This is a genomic window from [Rhizobium] kunmingense (genome assembly GCF_977018605.1).
Genome location: NZ_CDRNXG010000001.1, coordinates 2,177,729 through 2,198,240, shown reverse-complemented (window position 1 = coordinate 2,198,240; position 20,512 = coordinate 2,177,729). Strand labels below are relative to the sequence as shown.

19 protein-coding genes, 1 tRNA gene and 1 pseudogene are annotated in these 20,512 nt (G+C 60.7%); 6 read left to right on the top strand and 15 right to left on the bottom strand.

Annotation, left to right across the window (positions count from 1 at the left end; translation table 11 throughout):
* Positions 1–163: 163 nt before the first annotated feature.
* Positions 164–481, bottom strand: coding sequence for an Arc family DNA-binding protein (locus tag AC0JZ4_RS10375; protein ID WP_471886300.1), 318 nt, complete (start codon positions 479–481; stop codon positions 164–166).
* 389 nt (positions 482–870) lie between these two features.
* On the opposite strand from AC0JZ4_RS10375, the gene AC0JZ4_RS10370 reads away from it, so the two are divergent.
* From AC0JZ4_RS10370 to AC0JZ4_RS10350, 5 genes and pseudogenes are all read left to right on the top strand, one after another.
* On the top strand, positions 871–1,254 hold the full coding sequence (locus AC0JZ4_RS10370) for a hypothetical protein (RefSeq protein ID WP_471886299.1): 384 nt from the start codon (positions 871–873) through the stop codon (positions 1,252–1,254).
* On the top strand, positions 1,251–1,937 hold the full coding sequence (locus tag AC0JZ4_RS10365) for a hypothetical protein (RefSeq protein ID WP_471886298.1): 687 nt from the start codon (positions 1,251–1,253) through the stop codon (positions 1,935–1,937). Before AC0JZ4_RS10370 ends, AC0JZ4_RS10365 begins: the two co-directional genes overlap by 4 nt.
* The gene (locus tag AC0JZ4_RS10360) at positions 1,934–2,128 is read left to right on the top strand and encodes a hypothetical protein (RefSeq protein WP_471886297.1); all 195 of its coding nucleotides are present in this window, start codon (positions 1,934–1,936) and stop codon (positions 2,126–2,128) included. The genes AC0JZ4_RS10365 and AC0JZ4_RS10360 overlap by 4 nt, the downstream gene beginning before the upstream one ends.
* Entirely contained in the window at positions 2,128–2,448 is a 321-nt protein-coding gene (locus AC0JZ4_RS10355) for a hypothetical protein (RefSeq protein ID WP_471886296.1), read from the top strand. The genes AC0JZ4_RS10360 and AC0JZ4_RS10355 overlap by 1 nt, the downstream gene beginning before the upstream one ends.
* Positions 2,449–2,576: 128 nt before the next feature.
* Positions 2,577–3,575: pseudogene (locus AC0JZ4_RS10350) on the top strand (recombinase family protein); the annotation flags it as partial.
* 3 nt (positions 3,576–3,578) lie between these two features.
* Here the strand turns inward: AC0JZ4_RS10350 and AC0JZ4_RS10345 are convergent.
* From AC0JZ4_RS10345 to AC0JZ4_RS10330, 4 genes are all read right to left on the bottom strand, one after another.
* Positions 3,579–4,118, bottom strand: coding sequence for a hypothetical protein (locus tag AC0JZ4_RS10345; protein WP_471886295.1), 540 nt, complete (start codon positions 4,116–4,118; stop codon positions 3,579–3,581).
* 13 nt (positions 4,119–4,131) lie between these two features.
* Positions 4,132–4,208 (bottom strand) — tRNA-Met (locus AC0JZ4_RS10340).
* Positions 4,209–4,374: 166 nt separating this feature from the next.
* A complete protein-coding gene (mnmA, locus tag AC0JZ4_RS10335) occupies positions 4,375–5,571 on the bottom strand; it encodes a tRNA 2-thiouridine(34) synthase MnmA (protein ID WP_471886294.1) in 1,197 nt (398 codons plus the stop codon).
* Between the two features lie 146 nt (positions 5,572–5,717).
* Positions 5,718–6,839, bottom strand: coding sequence for a mechanosensitive ion channel family protein (locus tag AC0JZ4_RS10330; protein WP_471886293.1), 1,122 nt, complete (start codon positions 6,837–6,839; stop codon positions 5,718–5,720).
* A gap of 95 nt (positions 6,840–6,934) precedes the next feature.
* Here AC0JZ4_RS10330 and AC0JZ4_RS10325 point away from each other — a divergent pair, with 95 nt between their 5' ends.
* On the top strand, positions 6,935–7,369 hold the full coding sequence (locus AC0JZ4_RS10325) for a DUF1810 domain-containing protein (RefSeq protein ID WP_471886292.1): 435 nt from the start codon (positions 6,935–6,937) through the stop codon (positions 7,367–7,369).
* Here the strand turns inward: AC0JZ4_RS10325 and AC0JZ4_RS10320 are convergent.
* The 10 genes from AC0JZ4_RS10320 to pal form a co-directional block, all read right to left on the bottom strand.
* Positions 7,366–8,442, bottom strand: coding sequence for a Tim44 domain-containing protein (locus AC0JZ4_RS10320; protein ID WP_471886291.1), 1,077 nt, complete (start codon positions 8,440–8,442; stop codon positions 7,366–7,368). The two genes, AC0JZ4_RS10325 and AC0JZ4_RS10320, sit on opposite strands and share 4 nt — an antisense overlap.
* 248 nt (positions 8,443–8,690) lie before the next feature.
* On the bottom strand, positions 8,691–10,286 hold the full coding sequence (gene serA / locus AC0JZ4_RS10315) for a phosphoglycerate dehydrogenase (protein WP_471886290.1): 1,596 nt from the start codon (positions 10,284–10,286) through the stop codon (positions 8,691–8,693).
* A 146-nt stretch (positions 10,287–10,432) separates the two neighbouring features.
* Positions 10,433–11,614 (bottom strand): phosphoserine transaminase, encoded by a 1,182-nt coding sequence (locus AC0JZ4_RS10310; protein ID WP_471886289.1) that lies wholly within the window; start codon positions 11,612–11,614, stop codon positions 10,433–10,435.
* 174 nt (positions 11,615–11,788) lie between these two features.
* On the bottom strand, positions 11,789–12,379 hold the full coding sequence (locus tag AC0JZ4_RS10305) for an NAD(P)H-dependent oxidoreductase (RefSeq protein WP_471886288.1): 591 nt from the start codon (positions 12,377–12,379) through the stop codon (positions 11,789–11,791).
* Positions 12,380–12,449: 70 nt separating this feature from the next.
* Complete coding sequence (locus tag AC0JZ4_RS10300) at positions 12,450–13,298, bottom strand: outer membrane protein (RefSeq protein WP_471886287.1); 849 nt, start codon at positions 13,296–13,298, stop codon at positions 12,450–12,452.
* 355 nt (positions 13,299–13,653) lie between these two features.
* On the bottom strand, positions 13,654–15,009 hold the full coding sequence (glmM, locus tag AC0JZ4_RS10295) for a phosphoglucosamine mutase (RefSeq protein WP_471886286.1): 1,356 nt from the start codon (positions 15,007–15,009) through the stop codon (positions 13,654–13,656).
* Positions 15,010–15,235: 226 nt separating this feature from the next.
* Positions 15,236–17,170, bottom strand: coding sequence for an ATP-dependent zinc metalloprotease FtsH (ftsH, locus tag AC0JZ4_RS10290; RefSeq protein ID WP_471886285.1), 1,935 nt, complete (start codon positions 17,168–17,170; stop codon positions 15,236–15,238).
* Between the two features lie 103 nt (positions 17,171–17,273).
* Positions 17,274–18,629 (bottom strand): tRNA lysidine(34) synthetase TilS, encoded by a 1,356-nt coding sequence (tilS, locus tag AC0JZ4_RS10285; RefSeq protein WP_471886284.1) that lies wholly within the window; start codon positions 18,627–18,629, stop codon positions 17,274–17,276.
* Positions 18,630–18,641: 12 nt separating this feature from the next.
* Positions 18,642–19,661 carry a tol-pal system protein YbgF gene (ybgF, locus tag AC0JZ4_RS10280; protein ID WP_471886283.1) on the bottom strand — a complete coding sequence of 340 codons (1,020 nt, stop codon included), beginning with the start codon at positions 19,659–19,661 and terminating at the stop codon, positions 18,642–18,644.
* A 199-nt stretch (positions 19,662–19,860) separates the two neighbouring features.
* Positions 19,861–20,394, bottom strand: a complete 534-nt coding sequence (gene pal / locus AC0JZ4_RS10275; protein WP_471886282.1) for a peptidoglycan-associated lipoprotein Pal — start codon at positions 20,392–20,394, stop codon at positions 19,861–19,863.
* Between the last annotated feature and the right edge of the window lie 118 nt (positions 20,395–20,512).

Sequence of the window (20,512 nt, the reverse complement as noted above, 5' to 3'; positions counted from 1 at the left end):
TTCTGGCGACATTATCTCTTTGAAGCGTGGCGTGCGTCGCGAAACTTAACCGGGTGGGATCGGCGGGGGCCGCAATCACCAGATTGGAGTGGAATAAATGAACCGATTCGGTCGGATGGCGAAGCTATGCCTACTGCCGTTCCTTGGTACCTCTGCAAGGTCATCAATCGTCCCAATCGATTTCAAAGTTGTGGCCGGAGGTTACCATCGCCTCAACCATCGTCTGAAGATTGAGTCGCCTTCTAGGGTCCGTCTCGCGCTCGTATTCATCAAGCGCTCTACGAATGTTTTCAAGGTGGATGTGCATCACGTCCGACGGCGCTGGATACTCGCGCTCCAGGGTCGAAACTATTTCGGCGTTCATGGAGCGGCTGTTCTCGTCGGCCTTGGCCTTGATCCGATCGCGCATGCCCGCCGGAAGTCGCAGCATGAATTTGTCTTGCTCGGAAACCGGATCGCCGGTGATCGTACTCTTCGCCATCGTCACGCTTTCACAAACACTAAAATAATGATGTCATAGTGCTATATTACGCTTGGCCGCAATGGTAGCACTATGACATATTAACCTTACTGGAGAGCAAACCAATGAAAGAACACGCTAAAATGCTCTGCCGCCTGCCGCCAGAACTGAAAAGCTTTCTGGAGCGTCAGTCGGATAGGTTCGGAAGCTCGATGAATAGCGAAATAGTTCGTAGCATCAGGGAGCGGATGGAGAGAGTGGAAAAGGAAATGCCGGCAGCGGCCGGTCCGAATAAGGAGTTCTTCGCGCCTGGGTGCGCGAGCCCTCTGGAATAGCAGCAGGTCGGGGCAGCAGTCGCCAAACGTCGCCCCGAGCCTGCTTAACACAAACAAGCAAAAAGGATTTGCCTGATGAGCGATCACCGGGATAGCACAACTGCGCCTAAAAGCATAGGCGAACTTAGCGCGAACGTTGTTTCGCGTCTTGCGGCTCAAAGAGGTTATTCCCTCACGGCCGCTATTCACCGCTACCGCGGCGAGTGGAACCTTTACCTTGCCGAATGCCTGGAAGCTTCGGAGCGCGGCGAAAGCGATAATCTTCCCTCAACCTACGAGTCTTCGATGAAGATCCTCGAAAACTGGCAGCGGCCTGCGGAAACTTTGATCGAAGCGCAGATGGCGTTGCAGTTGGCCGTCGAAGATTACGAATGCGGTGATACGCTCCGCATCCCATCAATGATGAACGCTGCCCTTGGTTGGCTTACCGCCGAGCAGAAGCGGAGGGTCGAGGCATGAGATCCGTCGACAATCTCCTCAACGCCATTGTTCGCTTCAAAGCGGCCGAGCACACAGTCAACAATCTATCGGTCCCGATCGACGACACACCTGAAGAAGCGGCGTTCCATGCCGCAATTGCCGACGTCGGCAGCGGCAATCACATCGCGACCACTCCGACCGGAGCCATGGCAGCCCTTCGCCTCCTGCAGAAGGAAATGGTTGAGTTCGATGGCAGCAATATGTCGAAGGCTCTGATCGATGGCGCGATGGCGTATTTCGATGGCATTGAAGAAGTCAGCGGCAGCGGAGTGATCCGCGATGCGCTTAATATGGTCGGGGATTTCCCTGACATGAAGCAGGTTTCCGGCAGCGGATGGTTTGCCGTTCAGGATGGCCTTAACACCTGCGTAGATATCCTTGGAGGAATTATCAATCGGCCTCAGTGTGAGATACCCGGCCGGCACCGACTGAATGCCGCCGGCGAATACCTGGAGAGCATCGAACAATTTCTCATGTTCGAAAAGACGCGCGTCATGAGCATCGCCGCTGGCACGCGGGACGATGAGCAGGAGACTGATAAGCATCATCGCCTCAGAGCGATCCTCGCGCTACGCGCCGATGAGGCCGAACTGTCAATCGAACAGCTGGAGCAGGTTATCGCCAGCATCGATGGGATGGACGCCGGGAGGGTTGCGATATGACCCCCGCAACCAACAAGCTCCGCGATGCTCTTGGCGCCGGCGAAAGCTATCTCCACGCGATTAAGCTCGCGCTTGAGGGGGCAAAGTTCCCAAACGGTCGCGACTATTGCGCCATCAGCCTTCTGGTGGAAGGCGCAGCCAATGAGATGCAGGCGGCACAGGCTGTCGTCGATGAGATGGAGGCTGATTGATGCTGAACGATCTCATCGCCCGATATTATGCCGAGCGAGACGCTTGGCAGACGATCTTCAACAGGGACGAAAAGGAAGCTGAGAATTGCTCTCATTGGGATAATTACATGGCCGCTGAGGACGCGATCATCAATTTCCCGTGCCAAACGCTCGAGGACGTCAGGACGAAGGCGATGTTCGTCCTTCAGGATAGCGGCGCACATGACACACTGCGGAATTGCTTCACTATGACCGGCGGAGAGCAAGTATGGACCCTCACGCCATTTCTTCGATCATTGCTCGGATGGTCTGTGGACAAGTCGAATAACGGGGAGAACTGATCGATGGATCAGGAAAACCCCTTGCATGAATTCGTCAAGGCCCTCGCTAGGCGTCAGGCCCGGCTTGACGCCAAAGAGCCAGAACCGGCTAATCAGAACGATAAAGACAAGAAGCCCGCGAGGAAGCGATGAAGCGCGCTGCAATCTATGCCCGGTATTCGACCGACCTGCAGAATGAAAAATCGGTCGAGGACCAAATCGCATTGTGCCGGGCGCATGCGGTCAGGCTCGGGGTCACAATCACCGAAGAGTTTTCCGATCGCGCCAAGTCGGGAGCTTCAATGTTCGGCCGACCGGGGCTGGCGCAGTTGATGCAGGCAGCCGAGCGCGGCGAATTCTCGGTTCTAATCGCCGAATCCCCAGACCGCATTTCGCGCGACATCGCCGACCTCGCCCACGTCCATAAAACGTTGAAGTTCCGCGACGTCGTCATCAACTGCGTCAACGGCGGCATCATGGATACGGTGCAGGTCGGCATGTACGGTGTTATCGGCCAGATGCAGAGAGAAGAAGGCGCCAAGAAAACGAAGCGCGGCATGATTGGCGTCGTCCGGTCGGGCAGAAATGCCGGCGGTAAGTGCTACGGCTACAGGCCCATACCAGGCCAGCCAGGAGAGCTGGAAATTGTCGGCTGCGAGGCCGAGATCATCCGGCGCATTTTCAAGCTCTACGCCGGTGGCGTCAGCCCGCGATCAATAGCAGGAGCGCTGAACGATGAAGGCATCCCTGCCCCGCGCGGGGCCAAGTGGAATGCCTCCACGATCAATGGCAACGCGACCCGCGGCTGCGGCATCATCAGAAACCCTATCTATAACGGCAGGCGAGTGTGGAACCGGGTGCGGATGGTGAAAGACCCGTCGACCGGCAAGCGCCTGTCACGGCCGAACGAAGAGGCGGATCAGGAGATCACGGACGCCGAACACCTACGCATCGTACCGGCAGCGCTTTACGATGCCGTACAGGAACGAAAGGAAGTAGTCAGGAAGGAGCACACGAAAGGGCCGAGGTCAAAGCGTCTGCTCTCTGGGCTGCTTCGCTGTGGAGCGTGTGGCGGGGGGATGTCGTTGGCCGGGCCCGACAAGGGCGGCTCCCGTATCCAATGCTCTACTAATCGGGAATCTGGGACCTGCTCAAACAAGAGCAGGTTTTACATCGAGCGCATCGAGGAAATGGTCCTCGACATCTTGCGCCGCGAATTTGCTGATACCAGCATCATCGAGATGTACGTCGCCGCATACCAAGACGAGCTTAAGCGCAGTCGCCACGACAAATTCCGCAAGCGTGCAACGGCACAGAAAGGAGTCGACGAGGCGAAGGCGGAAATCACCAAAGTCATTCAGATGATGGTCAAGGATCTGGTGACGGAACAGGAAGGGACGGCGATGCTCACCCCTCTCCGCGCCGACCGTGACAAGAACCAGGCGATCCTTGATTCGGTCGAAGAGCCAGAAAACGTAATCGAGCTGCAGCCCAAGGCAGTGAGACGGTTTCGCGAGAATGTCGAAAGTCTGGCTAAGATCGTGCAGAACGGTGGAGAGGTATCTCCGGAACTGGCTGTGCCGTTCCGGCAAATGGTCGCAGCGGTCGTTGTCGAGCCGCGCGCCGCATATGAGCCCTATCGCATTGGAATAAAGGGCTTTCTGTCCGGCCTCATCAGTGGAGACGAACATTCGGTGATTAGGTTGGTAGCGGGGGGCGGAATTGAACCGCCGACCTCAGGGTTATGAATCCTGCGCTCTCACCAACTGAGCTACCCAGCCACACTACCAGCGGAACCGCATGAAAAGCGTCTTCCCCGTGGAATGAGCGGCTTATAAAGGCTGGCCGCGAGCCTTGTCAACAGATGATCGGCGAAAAACAGAGGAGTTTTGCAGATCTGTCTTGTCGCCGTCATCCAGCTGCCGAAACGCTTCAAAATACAGAAGCTTAGGCTGCAACCGGCGGTGCCAGAAGCAGTTTCAGCGAGGCTTCCGCCGCCTCTGCCCGCTCCGAACGCTCGATGAACCCGCCGCCATAGACGCGCGCATCGGCACCGATGGCGGAATAAAGCACACAGGCCTGGCCGGGGGCGACACCTGCCTCCCCGATCGCCAGATCGACATAGACGCCTCGCTCGTCCACATGGAGCGTCGCGGGGGTCGGCGGGCGGGTGGAGCGCACTTTCGCGAAGCAGGCAAAGCCGCCTGCCGCGTCGGCTTCCAGCGACGCATCGCCCAGCCAGTTCATGTCGCGCAGATAGACGCGGTGCGTATCGAGCGCTTCCTTCGGACCGACGATGACGCGGCGCGAGCGGGCGTCGAGATAGACGACATAGAGCGGTTCGCCGGTGGCGACGCCTAAGCCCTTGCGCTGGCCGATCGTGTAATGGACGATGCCCTCATGCCGGCCGAGCACGCGCCCGTCCATGTGGACGATATCGCCCGCAAGCGCCGCGTTCGGCTTCACCTTGTTGATGATATCGGCATATTTTCCGGCCGGCACGAAACAGATGTCCTGACTGTCGGCCTTCTTGGCGACGACAAGGCCCATGTCCTCGGCGAGATCGCGAACCTGCGCCTTCGACATGCCGCCGAGCGGGAAGCGCAGGTAGTCGATCTGCTCCTGCGTCGTGGCGAACAGGAACCAGCTCTGGTCGCGATCGCTGTCGATCGGGCGATAGAGGGCACGGCGGTTCGGATTGTCGGCGGTCGGGTTGGCAGCCGAGCGGATATAGTGGCCGGTCGCCAGCGCATCGGCACCGAGCTCCTTGGCCGTCGCCAGAAGATCGGCGAACTTGACGGTCTGGTTGCAGGCCACGCAGGGCACCGGCGTCTCGCCCATCGCATAGGCCTCGGCGAACGGGTTGATCACCGTTTCGCGAAACCGCTTTTCGTAATCGAGCACGTAATGCGGAATGCCGAGTGTTTCGCAGACGCGGCGCGCATCGTCGATATCCTGGCCGGCGCAGCAGGAACCGGCGCGGTGTACGGCTGCGCCATGATCGTAAAGCTGCAGCGTGATGCCGAGCACGTCATAGCCCTCGGCTTTCAAAAGCCCGGCGACGACGGACGAATCCACGCCGCCCGACATGGCGACGACAATGCGCGTATCTTCCGGCTTCTTGTCAAAATCCAGCGTGTTCACGGAATACTCTCGCAGCAATCCAAATGGAACCGCCGACCGGGCGGTCTCTCTTCGCCCGCCGCGGGATCGTCCACAGGCCGGGCATTGTTGATCCGGATATAGAAACTATTGGCCGGACGCGCAAGAAGGCAGCGTCCACGAGCCTGTCATGCCTGCGGCGCCGCGTTCACGCCGCCACCGACGACTGCAGTACCGACGCCTTCGAGCGGGCGGTCGGTACGCACTTTCGGCAGCGCCTGCGGATAGTCCCGCTGGATGAATTCGACGAGTGCCTCGCGCACCTCGCACCGCAGATCGAAGACCTTCGGCGCGCTGCTGGCGGAAACGAGGATGCGGATTTCCATGACGCTTTCGCGAAAATCGGTCACCTGCACGGCCACCACCCGCTTGTCCCAAAGCCGGTTGGCGGCGGCGATTTCCAGCACCTTCTCGCGCACCACGGAAACCGGGATCGTATAGTCGAGATAGATCATCACCGTACCGATCAGAGCCGAGCTTTCACGCGTCCAGTTCTGGAACGGGTTCTCGATGAAATAGGAAAGCGGCAGCACCATGCGCCGCCAGTCCCACAGTTTCACCACCACATAGGTCGCGGTGATCTCCTCGACATTGCCCCATTCGCCCTCGACGATCAGCGCATCGTCGATGCGGATCGGTTGGGTGATGGCAAGCTGGATGCCGGCGAAGATGTTCTTCAGCATCGGCTGAAGCGCGAGGCCGAGCACGATACCGGCGACACCGGCAGAGGCAAGCACACTCACCCCGTACTGCTGCACCGCCGGAAAGGTCATCAGCATGGCGGCGATCGTCAGGATGACGATCATGAAACCGCCGATCCGCTCGGCGATGCGTGACTGGGTCACATGCGCGCGGGCAAGCAGGTTGTCTTCCGCATCCAGCTTGAAGCGGCGCAGATAGACGGTCATCCAGATATGCAGCGCGGTCTTGGCCGACCAGCCGAGGACGATGATGAAGCATAACAGCAGAACGTGCCGGATGACGTCGGCAGGCCGCGATGCAAGCGGCGCGACGGACGCGGCAAACGACAGCGCGAATGTGAGGATCGTCAGCCGCAGCGGCCGCTTTCCGCGCGACACGAGCGAGCGCCAGAACAGGTCCTTGTTCTCGACTAGCCGGGTAAACAGCCTGAACGCGAATTTGTGAACAGCTATGCCGACAAAAAGCGCGACGACAAACACGCCGATACTGACCACCCAGTTCGGCAGCCATGCTGTATCAGCTTGAAATTCCTGAATAAGGTTCTCCATGAGGAAGAATTAGTGTGCATTGCAGCATGGAAAAGACCGGCCGCAAAATTATCATCTTTCTGCCGCTTGATGCCTGAATTGGGTAGGAGAGCTATATGACTGATAGGCTTGTGACTTTCGACCTCACGCGGTTTGTCGAGGCGCAGGCGGAAATCTATCATCAGGTGATCGCGGAACTGCAGGACGGCCAGAAGAGAAGCCACTGGATGTGGTACATCTTCCCGCAGATCGGCGGGCTTGGAGCATCCGAAATGGCCCAGCGGTTTGCCATCGCCTCGCGCGACGAGGCCATCGCCTATCTCGCCCATCCGCTGCTCGGCTGGCGGATCGGCGAATGCACCGCCATCATGCTCTCCCACGAAGGCCGCAGCGCCGGCGACATCTTGGGCTCGGTCGATGACCTGAAATTCAGAAGCTCGATGACGCTATTTCATCTTGTCAGCGAAAAGGGCTCGCCTTTCGAGCGAGCCCTTCAGATGTTCTATCAGGGTGAGCACGACGGCAGAACCGCCGAACTCATTGATACTTAGGCAGCCGACTGGATGGCCGACAGCTTCCAGTCGTTGGCCGGCTTGCGCACGAAGGTCCACACTTCGACCGCTTCCGTCACGGCATTCGGATCGCCTTCGACGATCTCGCCGCTGTTGCGGTCGCGCAGGATGTCGATCGACGAGTAGCGCATCGCGACGGTCGCGTATTCCTGGCCGTTTTCGCGCCAGGATTCGGCAAGGTCGCCCTGCAGCAGGGTCACGTCGCGTACCTCGTTCTTGACGCCGTTCGTGGCGTTTTCACCGAGTTCCTCGGCAAGGTAGGACATCGCTTCCGGCGTGGTCAGGCTGCGCAGCTTGGCGTAGTCTTCTTCGGCGTAAGCGCCCTGAACGTCGGTCAACAGCTTCTCGAACTGACCGAGGTCACGGCCGGTAATGCCGATCTCGTCGGTGTCCGCACCGGCCTGACGCTGTGCCGCGGCATAGCCACCGGCACCCGCTGCTGCACCAGCGCCCGCACCGATCTTCGGGATCTGGAAACCGCCCTGGTTCTGCTGCGGCGCCTGATAGGCGTGATTGTTCTGCTGGTCACGACCGTTATTGCCGCCATTGCCATAGGCGCGGGCATTACCGGCCGGACCGGCTGCCTGCTGCTGCTGGCGACGGGCGAAGAAACGGAAGGCGAGCATCGCAAGACCACCGATCAGGGCGATCTGCAGCAGCATGCCGAGGAAACCGGCCATTCCGCCGAAACCGTTACCCATCATCATGCCGAGAAGGCCACCGAGGGCGAGACCGCCCAGAAGACCGCCTGCCATGCCGCCGAACATGCCCGGACGACGCTGCTGCTGGGCAGCCTGCGCGCCCATGCCGTTTGCCGGCGTCGTGGCGTTCTGCTGCGTGTTGGGCGTCATCGAACGGTTGATGCCGCTTGCGGCGCCGGGTGCCGTGTTGGTGGACGGCGGGGCTGCAAAGGTACGCGTGCCGCGGCTGCCGAAGCTGGAGCCGCCGCCTGCGCGACGCGCTTCCGCAAAATCGACGGCTGTTAGCGAAACTGCCATTCCGATCGCTGCGATCGCGAAGAGTTTCTGGAAACGCCGAAGCTTGGATAACATCAAATTCTCCTCTGTCCGCGAAATGCGGTCTTTGACCTGATATGGGGAACCACGGCAGAGAATTTTAGAGCCCTCCAGCATTTTTCCCGCTTTAGTAGCTACAGAACTTCTTCGCGGGAGCCAATCGATAAAAATACAACCATTGGACGCATTCGATCGCAGCAAGATCACATGGGCAAGGCGAAAAAAGCAAAGGGCCGGATACGGAAGCGTACCGAGCCCTTTGCGCATCTTCCTGGGAGGAAAACTTATTCGACGTTGAAGACCAGCGGACGGGCCTGCTTGATCGCCGGGTTGGCGGTCAGCTTGTCGAGAACGTCCTGCGAGACCGGCGCATCGACGTAAAGAAGAGCGATGGCGTCGCCGCCGTCCTTTTCACGGCCGAGCTGGAAGTTGGCGATGTTGACCTTCGCGTCACCCAGCGTCGTACCCATGAAGCCGATCATGCCGGGAGCGTCGGTGTTGGAGATGTAGACCATGTTGGCGCCGACATCGGCATCCATGTTGATGCCCTTGATCTGGATGAAGCGCGGCTTGCCGTCCGAGAACACGGTGCCGGCAACCGAACGGGTCTGCTTTTCGGTCTTGACCGTCAGCTTGATGTAGCCGTCGTAAACGCCGGTCTTGTCGCGCTTGACCTCGGACAGGACGATGCCCTTTTCCTTGATCATGATCGGTGCCGAAACCATGTTGACGTCGGCCACCTGGTTGCGGATCAGACCGGCCAGCAGCGCAGACGTCAGCGCACGGGTGTTCATGTTGGCCGTCTGGCCATCGAACAGGATCTCGATTTCCTTGATCGGATCGTCGGAAACCTGACCGACGAACGCGCCGAGAACGTCCGCAAGACGGATGAACGGCTTCAGGATCGGTGCTTCTTCGGCGGTGATCGACGGCATGTTGATGGCGTTGGAGACGGCACCCTTGACGAGGTAGTCCGACATCTGTTCGGCAACCTGCAAGGCGACGTTTTCCTGGGCCTCTGTGGTGGAAGCGCCGAGATGCGGCGTGCAGACGACGTTTTCGAGGCCGAAGAGCGGGCTTTCGGTTGCGGGTTCGACTTCGAAGACGTCGAAACCGGCACCGGCGACATGGCCGGACTTGATGGCTTCGGCAAGCGCCTGTTCATCGACCAGACCACCACGGGCGCAGTTGACGATACGAACGCCCTTCTTGGTCTTGGCAAGGTTTTCGGCACCGAGAATGCCGCGGGTCTTGTCGGTCATCGGCACGTGCAGGGTGATGAAATCGGCGCGCGGCAGCAGTTCTTCCAGCTCGACCTTTTCAACGCCCATTTCCTGCGCGCGTTCAGCCGACAGGAAGGGATCGTAGGCGATGACATGCATGCCGAGGCCGATGGCCTTGCGGCAGACGATGCCGCCGATATTGCCGGCACCGATGACACCGAGCGTCTTGCCGGTGATTTCGACACCCATGAATTTCGACTTTTCCCATTTGCCGGCCTGCGTGGAGGCGTCGGCTGCGGGCAACTGGCGGGCAACGGCGAACATCAACGCGATGGCGTGTTCGGCCGTCGTGATCGAGTTGCCGAACGGGGTGTTCATGACGATGATACCGCGCTTCGACGCAGCCGGGATATCGACATTGTCGACGCCGATACCGGCGCGGCCGATGACCTTCAGGTTGGTCGCGGCGGCGATCAGCTTTTCGGTCGCCTTGGTGGCCGAGCGGATGGCGAGGCCATCATAGTTGCCGATGATTTCGGCGAGCTTGTCCTTGTCCTTGCCGAGCTTCGGCTGGAAATCGACTTCAACGCCGCGATCGCGGAAAATCTGGACAGCGGTTTCCGACAGTTCGTCGGACACGAGTACGCGAGGTGCCATGTTTGGGCTCCTTAAAGGGGGTTTGACTGAAACCTCTCCGCCGTCATGCTCGGGCTTGTCCCGAGTATCTGCGACCGATCGGTCCTGTTGATGTGGTCAGATCCTCGGCACAGGGCCGAGGATGACGAAGTCATGCACTGGAAGTTTTAGGCTGCGGCCTTATTGAGCGCGACCTTCTGCGTTTCGAACGCATAGGTCAGCCACGGCATCAGGGCGGCCATGTCGGCCGTTTCGATGGTGGCGCCGGCCCAGATGCGCAGACCCGACGGCGCGTCGCGGTAAGCGCCGATGTCGAGAGCGACACCTTCCTTTTCGAGGATCGAGACCATGCCCTTGGCAAAGGCGGCCTGCGCGTCGGCATCGAGAGCGGCAACATCGGCGTCGGCGATCTTCAGGCAGACGGAGGTGTTGGAACGGGTCTCGTCGACCTGCGCCAGATTGGCGATCCAGTCGTTTGCTTCGACGAAATCGAAGATGACCTTGGCATTGGCGTCAGCGCGGGCGATCAGGCCTTCCAGCCCACCGACCGTCTTTGCCCATTCGAGCGCATCGATATAGTCCTCGACGCAGAGCATCGACGGCGTGTTGATCGTCTCGCCCTTGAAAATGCCTTCCGAAAGCTTGCCGCCCGAGGTCAGGCGGAAGATCTTCGGCAGCGGCCAGGCCGGAACGTAGGTCGTCAGACGCTCGACGGCGCGCGGCGACAGAATGATCATGCCGTGACCGCCCTCGCCGCCCAGAACCTTCTGCCAGGAGAAGGTGACGACGTCGAGTTTTGCAAAGTCCATGTCCTGCGCGAAAGCGGCCGAGGTGGCGTCGCAGATGGTCAGGCCCTTGCGGTCTGCCGGGATGAAATCGGCGTTCGGCACGCGCACGCCCGAGGTGGTGCCGTTCCAGGTGAAGACGACGTCACGGTCGAAATCGACTTCGGCGAGGTTCGGAAGGAGACCGTAATCGGCCTCGAACTTGCGAACGTCCTTGAGCTTTAGCTGCTTGACGACATCGGTGACCCAGCCGGCCCCGAAGCTTTCCCAGGACAGCATGTCGACGCCGCGCTCGCCGAGCAGCGACCAGAGCGCCATTTCGACAGCGCCGGTATCGGACGCGGGAACAATGCCGATGCGATAATCAGCCGGTACGTTCAGGATTTCACGGGTGAGATTGATGGCCTGTGCCAGCTTGTCCTTGCCAACCTTGGCGCGGTGCGAACGACCGAGCGGGGCATCGGAGAGAGCATCGAGCGACCAACCGGGGCGCTTCGAGCAGGGGCCAGAAGAAAAATGAGCATTATTCGGACGTACGTCCGGCTTTGCGGTGCCATTGGCCATATGTATACCCTTCCAGGTAATTGGCTCCTCGTTGGGGAGGAGTGTCCCGCCGCCGTGGATATTCGCGTCGGCTTTCACAGTCAAGCGGGACATGTGGCAGCGGGACGATATTTTTGCCGATCAGGGCCTGTCCCGAGGCAGAACGAGCCAGCGGGATAACCGCCTATCCCATTGTCACTTCGAAGAAAAAACTCTTTCCCCAATCGCCAGCGCGGCTTCCAGATTTTTCTGCTGATCGGGTCCGTCCGACTCGAGAAGCAGTTCCGAGGTGATGACCGGAGCGCCGCAATAATCGAATATGCCGTGGTCGATCTGCGTCCGTATGGCCGCAAGGTAACCGTGTCGTTCGTAGGTGCTCATGTCCGCACCACCGATGGCGACGAGATGGATCGGCAGGCGACCGAGCTTCTTGATCACCTTCTCGCCGCTGTCGTCATAGGCCCAGCCATTTGCGAACACGCGATCGATCCACCCTTTGAGCAGCCCCGGCATGGCCCACCAATAGACCGGGAACACCAGCACGAGCGCATCCGACCGGTCGATCCTTGCCTGTTCCGCGGCCACATCGGCAGGCGGCTCGCCCCTGCCCCGATGTGCGGCGAAGTCCGCAGCGGAAAAGCGCGGATCGAACCCTTCGTCCGTCAGATCGGCGATTTCGAACGTATCATCGGCACCGGTCCGGCCGACACCTTCGCCAAGCATTGCCGAGACGGCATGGACGAGCGACGTCGAAACGGGATGGGACAGAACGATCAGTGCGTGCATATGGGCCTCCCTTTCTGATCATCAGAAACAAAAAAGCCGCCCGAAGGCGGCTCAGTTGCGGGAGGTCAACTCACTTGTAGACGATCGGTTCCGGTGCCGGCTCGTAGGCGACCGGCTCAGAGCAATCGTTGTTGAACAGATAGCGGGCACCGACGCGGGCTTCGTGGCTGTAGATGCCCTTGTCGCGGCCTGGGCCGCCACCATTGGCAAAGCCGAAGAAATCACCGCCGTCGATGTAGCGGAAGCGGTAACCGACATCGGCCTTGAGATTGCAGGTCACGTCGATTGTGGCACCGGCCATCAGGGCGGCGCTCGCGCGCCACTTGCCCTTGCCGCCATGCTCCGTGTAGGCGCAACCTGCATCAGCCGGATCGACGCAATCGACGACCGTATTGCGCAGCTTGTTCCACTTCACGTAGGAGGCACCGAAGCCTGCACCGACGTAAGGCGTGAAATAGGCGTAAGTGCCGAGATCGACATAGACGTTCGCCATCAGCGAATAGGCGCGGAAGGACGAGCGGTCGTCCGATGTGCAGGTATAGCTACCGGGAGCCGTACCGCAGGTACCGGTGGTGCTGCCGCGGAAATCGGACTTCGTCAGGTGATCGAAGGTAATGTCGCCGCGCAGGTAATTGTTGAACTGGTAACCGACGCCAGCGCCGAGCAGAAAGCTGTCGTCGATCCGGGTCGAGGTGAAATTCACCTCGTTATCCAGACCACCCTGGAAATACTTCGCGCCGCGTATCTTGTTGAACGAATATCCGACATCGCCGCGCAGGTACCAGCCGCTCGCTTCCTGGATCGTCACTTCCGGCGCGTCCAGCATCGGTGCGGGTTCGGGCTGATAGAAATCCGCAGCATGGGCAAAACCAGCCGACAGCACTGCTGCGGCAACGGTTGCAGCAAGGCGCTTTTTCATTTTCGCTTCTCCAAGCTCAATCGCAAATGGCCGGCACGACGCCGCTCCACCCTCTTTCGCTTGGACAATGAAGGATAAAGGTTAAGCCCCGCTTAACCATAGGAATTTACCAAACTGCTTTGTTGCGGGACGAAGGAACACAGCAGAAATACGGATTACTTGTCGCAATACTGCGTGGTTTGCGGTGAAGCCCGCCTCCGCCTTATCCGGCACACCCGCGCCCCGCGCGAGGGGAACGGCTCCGCTGCGGCACATATCCTCCTCCCCATGAAACGGGGAGAAGGTGCCGGCAGGCGCGGGTGAGGCGCAGCGCCGGCAAGTATTTGATTTAAGTGTGTCGCAGTAGATCCGAAGATCAGGCCGCCTGAGAGCGGACATTGCCGATCACGTCGATCAGACCGTTGACGATCTTTTCAACCTGCGCCCGATCGTCGCCTTCCGCCATGACGCGGATCAGCGGCTCGGTGCCGGACGGACGGATGACGAGGCGGCCCTTGCCGGCAAGCTCGGCTTCCGCATCGGCGATCGCCTCGATGACCGCGGCATTTTCCAGCGGCTTGCCGCCGGAGAAACGGACATTCTTAAGAAGCTGCGGCACCGGCTCGAAGCGGCGGCAGACTTCGCTGACCGGGCGGCCGAGCGTTTTCACGCGGGCAAGGATCTGCAGCGCTGCGACGAGGCCGTCGCCGGTCGTGCCGAAATCCGACAGCACGATATGGCCGGACTGTTCGCCGCCGACGTTGAAATCGTGGTTGCGCATATGCTCGACGACATAACGGTCACCGACCTTGGTGCGCGCCAGCGTCAGGCCTTTATCGCCCATGAAGCGCTCAAGGCCGAGATTGGACATGACGGTCGCGACGATGCCGTTGCCGCGCAGCGTGCCGGCATCCGCCCAGCTTTCGCCGATCACCGCCATCAGCTGGTCACCGTCGATGATCTCGCCGTTCTCGTCGACGATGATGACGCGGTCGGCGTCGCCGTCCAGTGCGATGCCGATATCGGCCCGCACTTCATGCACCTTCTTCTGCAGCCGCTCGGGGCTGGTCGAGCCGCAGTCGAGGTTGATATTGGTGCCATTCGGCTCGTTGCCGATGGTCACGACTTCCGCGCCGAGTTCCCAGAGCGCCAGCGGAGCGACCTTGTAGGCGGCGCCATTGGCGCAGTCGATGGCGATCCGCAGTCCCTGCAGCGTCACGTCGCGCGGCAGGGTGCGCTTCGCATGTTCGATATAGCGGTAGATGTCGCCCTCGACGCGCTTGGCGCGGCCGATCTCGGCGGACTTGGCCAGCTGCGCATGCAGGTCGCTGTCGAGCAGGTCCTCGATGCGCATTTCCAGCTCGTCGGAAAGCTTGTAGCCGTCCGGGCCGAACAGCTTGATGCCGTTATCCTCGAACGGATTGTGCGAGGCGGAGATCATGACGCCGACATCGGCGCGCAGCGAGCGCGTCAGCATGGCGACGGCGGGCGTCGGGATCGGGCCGAGCAGGAACACATCGAGGCCCGCGGCGGTGAAGCCGGCAACCATGGCGTTTTCCAGCATGTAGCCGGAAAGACGCGTATCCTTGCCGATGACGACGCGATGGCGGTGGTTGCCGTTGCGGAAGATCGTGCCGACGGCGATACCGACCCGCATGGCAAGGTCAGGCGTCATCGGAAAGACGTTCGAATGTCCACGGATACCATCGGTACCGAAATAGCGGCGTGCCATGTAATCTCCTTCATCGGCGCGGTCTGGCGCTGCGGGCGGATCAGGGATCGGGCCGCTGCAGCCTCGTTAAGGACCGGCATTCTCGCTCATGCCACAGGCTGGCGGCGCAAGCACTTAAATTAGCGTCAAAGTCGATCATATCCCGTGAGCGGATAAGTGATCGTTAATGCAAAAATGGCCGCCGCGGATCGCTCCACGGCGGCCATTCCAATTTCAACGGATGCCGTCAGTGCGGCTGAGGCTCCAGGCCGCCTTCCGGCGCATCGCCTTTCGGCTCGTCCTTCTTGGCGCCGGCAGACGGAACTGCGGAGCCGCGGCTCGGTGTGCTGTCGTCACCCAGATCGCGCGACGGCTTCTCGCCCCTGATCAGCGCCTTGATCTCCTCGCCGGTCAGCGTCTCGTATTCGAGCAGGCCTTCGGCGATCGCCACGAACCCGTCGTGATGGTCGGTCAGGATCTGGCGGGCTTCCTGATAGGCTTCGTCGATCAGACGACGCACTTCCTGGTCGATCTTCTGGGCGGTCGATTCCGAGACGTTCTTGGACTGGGAAACCGAGTGGCCGAGGAACACTTCCTGCTGGTTTTCACCATAGGCAACCTGACCGAGGATATCGGAAAAGCCCCACTGGGTCACCATGGCGCGGGCAAGCTTGGTGGCCTGCTCGATATCCGAGGACGCACCCGAGGTGATGTTTTCCTTGCCGAAGGTCAGTTCTTCCGCAACGCGTCCGCCCATCATGATGGTCAGGCGCGACACCATCCACTTGTAGCTCATCGAATAGCGGTCGCCTTCCGGCAACTGCATGACCATGCCGAGTGCACGGCCGCGCGGAATGATCGTTGCCTTGTGCAACGGATCGGCAACCGCGACCTTGAGGGCCGTGATGGCATGACCGGCTTCGTGATAGGCGGTGAGCTTCTTCTCGGCCTCGGTCATGGCGGACGAGCGGCGTTCCGCGCCCATCATGATCTTGTCTTTCGCGTCTTCGAATTCCGCCATGGTGACGAGGCGCTTGTTACGGCGCGCAGCCATCAGGGCAGCTTCGTTGACGAGGTTCATGAGGTCCGCACCGGAGAAACCGGGCGTGCCGCGTGCGAGAACCTTGAGATCGACATTCGGCGCCAAAGGCACGTTGCGGGCATGCACCTTGAGGATGCGCTCGCGGCCGACGATATCCGGGTTCGGCACGACGACCTGACGGTCGAAGCGGCCTGGACGCAGAAGTGCGGGGTCAAGAACGTCGGGACGGTTGGTGGCGGCGATCAGGATGATGCCTTCATTGGCTTCAAAGCCGTCCATCTCGACCAGAAGCTGGTTGAGCGTCTGTTCGCGTTCGTCGTTACCACCGCCGAGGCCTGCGCCACGATGGCGACCGACGGCGTCGATTTCGTCGATGAAGATGATGCAGGGCGCGTTCTTCTTGGCCTGTTCGAACATGTCGCGCACACGGGATGCACCGACACCGACGAACATTTCGACGAAGTCCGAACCGGAAATCGTAAAGAACGGCACATTGGCTTCACCGGCAACCGAGCGGGCGAGAAGTGTCTTACCCGTGCCCGGAGGGCCGACGAGCAGCACGCCGCGCGGAATACGACCGCCGAGACGCTGGAACTTCTGCGGGTCGCGCAGGAACTCGACGATTTCCTCGAGATCCTGCTTGGCTTCGTCGACGCCGGCGACATCGTCAAACGTGACGCGGCCATGCGCTTCGGTCAGGAGCTTGGCCTTGGACTTGCCAAAACCCATGGCGCCACGCGAACCGCCCTGCATCTGGCGCATGAAGAACAGCCAGACGCCGAGGATCAGCAGCATCGGCAACAGCGTTCCGAGATAGCTGAGGAAGCCGGACGAACCATCGGTCTCCGGACGAGCCACGACCTGCACGTTCTTTTCCGTCAGCCGCTGGATCAGCGCGTCATCGATGACCGGGGAATAGGTCTGGAAAGCCTGACCGTTATCGGAAAACGTTCCCATGAGGCGGTTACCCGTCACCACGACATCGCGCACGCGACCGGAATCCACATCCTTCAGGAACTGCGAATACGCCACATCCCGAGAATTGGTCTGTGTCGGCGCCGTCTGGAACATGCTGAACAGAGCGATCAGCAAGAGGGCTATGATAGCCCAGAGGGCAAAATTACGAAAGTTTGGGTTCATCGAACTCCCCGGACTGCGATGGCATCCGCTCAAGCGACTGCCTTAATTGGCCCATAACATAAGGTTGCGTCTCGCCCTTGCCAAGGCAAGCAGGCACAGTCCTTTAGCTTTTCCGCTCGAAAACATTAATCGGAGCGGCCGGAATTGCCTCGTATCCGAACAAAACCCCAAGCTCGGCAGCCAGAGTAAGATCGAACTGCGGCAAAAAACGGTCGTATGGGCAAAGCACCGGCCGGGCGATCACAGTCGCTTTATCGATTGCCCCGCCCATAGCCTCCGCAACCTGAAGGTGAGGCATGACGCCCATGGCCCGCATGGCAATGGCGGAAGGCACACCGGCGAATATCGCCTGCGCCGATGCACGCTCGGGCGGCAGCGGCCCGACGACCACTTCGGCCGCCGATCCGTTGACGATCCTGTAGCGCCCGTCCCAGATCGCCTGCGATCCCGCCTTGACGTGAAGCATCGGCAGGTCGCGCGTCTCGCGCTGCATGAACAGGCCCTGTCGGCGCAAATCGAAGATCACCCGCCCGGCCGTAGTGCGGCCCATCTTGTGACCTTCGAGCATCGCCATGACCCGATCCATCGTCGCCGCCGCCGGCAGATGGCTGCGGCCGCCGAGTATGGCGGCGACCGAGGCCAGAAAATGCCGCAGAAAGGTGGCGTCACCGCACAGGCCGGAAGGAGCGATCTCGGCGAGAACGCCGTGATGCAGTTTCAGGTGATCGCGCGCCAGTTCGGCCGCCCCTTGCGCCAGCCGCAGCCTCTGTCCCGCGGCCGCCTCGATCATCGATGGCGTCGAGGCGATGTCGACGGGCAACGCATCGCGCACCCTCACCCGTTCGTAATGCTGATCGGCATTGCTCGGATCGTCGACCCAGCCCCTGCCCTCCTCCGTCAGGAACCGCCGGATGGCAGCCCGTCGCGTCGCCAGAAACGGCCGCAGCAGCCAGACGGTGCGCTTGAGCAGCACCGCCCCAGCCATGCCGGCAAGCCCGAGATTGGTCGCCCCCTCGTTGCGGGCGGCACGCATGCTGATCGTTTCGACCTGATCGTCGAATGTGTGGCCGGTCACGAACGCATCGGCGCGCAATTGTGCGCAGGCTTCCAGCAGCAGCCGATAGCGCGCCTCGCGCGCTGCCGCCGAGATGCCGGATTTCGGCTTATCGCCTCGCCAGCACTTGACCACATGAGGAATGGAAAGCTCGCGGCAGAGATCGGCGACAGCCAGAGCCTCACGCGCCGCCTCGGGCCGCAGCCCATGATCGACGGTTGCGGCGACAAGCCGGTGTCCGCTGCCCGGCCGCCGCGAAAGCGCCTGATGCAGCGACAGGAGCAGCCCGACCGAATCGCTGCCCCCGGAAACCGCCACCAGCAGCACCGAGGGACGAACCAGCCGGTCGAGCAGTGCTGCGATCGCCTCGGAGGGTGAAAGAAAGGAATGCGGCGTTTCAGGCACGGCCGGACACCGTCAGCAGCCGAGCCGCTTCTGCTCGGTACCGACCTTGGTGAGCACGGCGCGCGGCGCGCTCGGATAGCGGCGCGGCACTTCCTTCATCGTCGCGCAGGCCGTTTCCTTGTTGTCGAGGGCGGCCAGCGACATGCCGAGCTTCAAAAGCATTTCCGGCGCCTTGGCGGATTTGCCATAGGTCTGGTGCGCATTGAGGAAGGTCTTTGCCGCCTCGTTATACTTGCCCTGCGAATACTGCGCCTCGCCGAGCCAGAAATTGGCATCCGCGATGCGGCCGCTTTTCGGATAGGAAGTGATGTAGGTGGAAAACTCGGTCTCGGCGAGACCGTAGTCGCCGGTCAGCACATGGTCGTAGGCGATCTTGTAGGCATCGCTCTCGCTGCCGAGCGAGGCGGTCTGCTGCGGATCGCGGGCGTTGCCCTGGTTGCCGCGCGGTGTCCCGGTGTCGACACCCGGAAGCGCCGAGGAATTGCGGGCATCGTCGTTGCGCGACGCACCGACGGGATTGCCGTTCTGGTCGAATTCCATCGAACCGAGCGTCGTCGGCGCCGGCGCGGAATTGCTGCGCGGCGCGCTGTCGGCGCTGTTATCTGAAGAGGATCCGATGATGCTGGCGACATCGTCGCCACCGTTTCCGGAAGGAGCTTGCGAGGCGGAGGAAGAAGGGCGGCTGGACGCCACGGCCGGTTGCCCGCCCGTGTCGCCCAAGTCGCTTCTCTTCTTTTCCAGATCCTGGAAGCGGAATTCGTTATCTTCCTGCGTCTTGCGCAGTTGCTCCTGCATCTGCAGCAGCTGATAGCTCATTTCCTCGATCCGGCCGTTCAACTGGCGGATCTCTTCCTGGAGTTGCTGGACGCGAACGGCGTCATTGCCCTGCGCAAGGATAACCTGGCCCTGTTGGGCCTGTGGCTCCTGTGCAGCGCTCTGCGCGCCCTGGAAGAGTTTCGGGAATGAGAAGGCCCCAGCGGGTCCAGCCATTACCGCCAGCCCCAGCATTGCTGCCAAGACAATTTTCTTCATGTCGTTCGTCCTGCGTTTAGTGATTTGCGCCGGAGTGGCGCAGATCGGATTTTTATCACCTGCGGTCAAAAAGCAACCAAGCCGATGCTCAAAATCAATCGAAACGGGGCCAAACTAAGGAAAAACAAAAAAGGTGGCCGCAAGACCACCTTTTCTAACGCAATTGTCATCGTCGTCCGGGTTATCCCCGATCGGATGATTACATGCCGGCGCCACCGAGAACGGTAACGGCGCGGCGATTCTGCGACCAGCAGGAAATGTCGTCGCAGACGGCGACCGGGCGTTCCTTGCCGTAGGAGATCGTCCGCATGCGGTTTGCCGGAACGCCGCGCGAAGCGAGGTATTCGCGGGTAGCGGCTGCACGGCGGGCGCCGAGTGCCAGGTTGTATTCGCGCGTACCACGTTCGTCGGCATGGCCTTCGACGGTGATCGCGTAGTTCGGGTAGCGCTGCAGCCACTGGGCCTGACGGTCGAGCGTCTGCTGGGCGTCGGCGCGAACCGAGGTCGAATCGGTGTCGAAGAAGATGCGGTCGCCGACATTGACGGTGAAGTCCTGGCTCGAGCCCGGAGTGGCCGAACCGGCGCCGCCGAGGCCGAGTTCACCGGCGCTGTTGGGCAGGTTCTTCTTGTTGGCGCAGCCGGCAAGTGCCAGAGCCAGCGTCAGTGCGATGACGGCTGGGTTGCGAGCGAGATTCTGCATGCGGCTCATCGCCTGGGTATCAGTGCGGCTCATGGCCGGTCTCTCCTTGGATCGTGAAATTCAGAGTTGCCAGACTCTAACCGGTTTCGGTTAACCTTGTTAAAACAGGCATGGTTAACAGAACCTTCCGGTGTCCCGTAACTGCCCCATT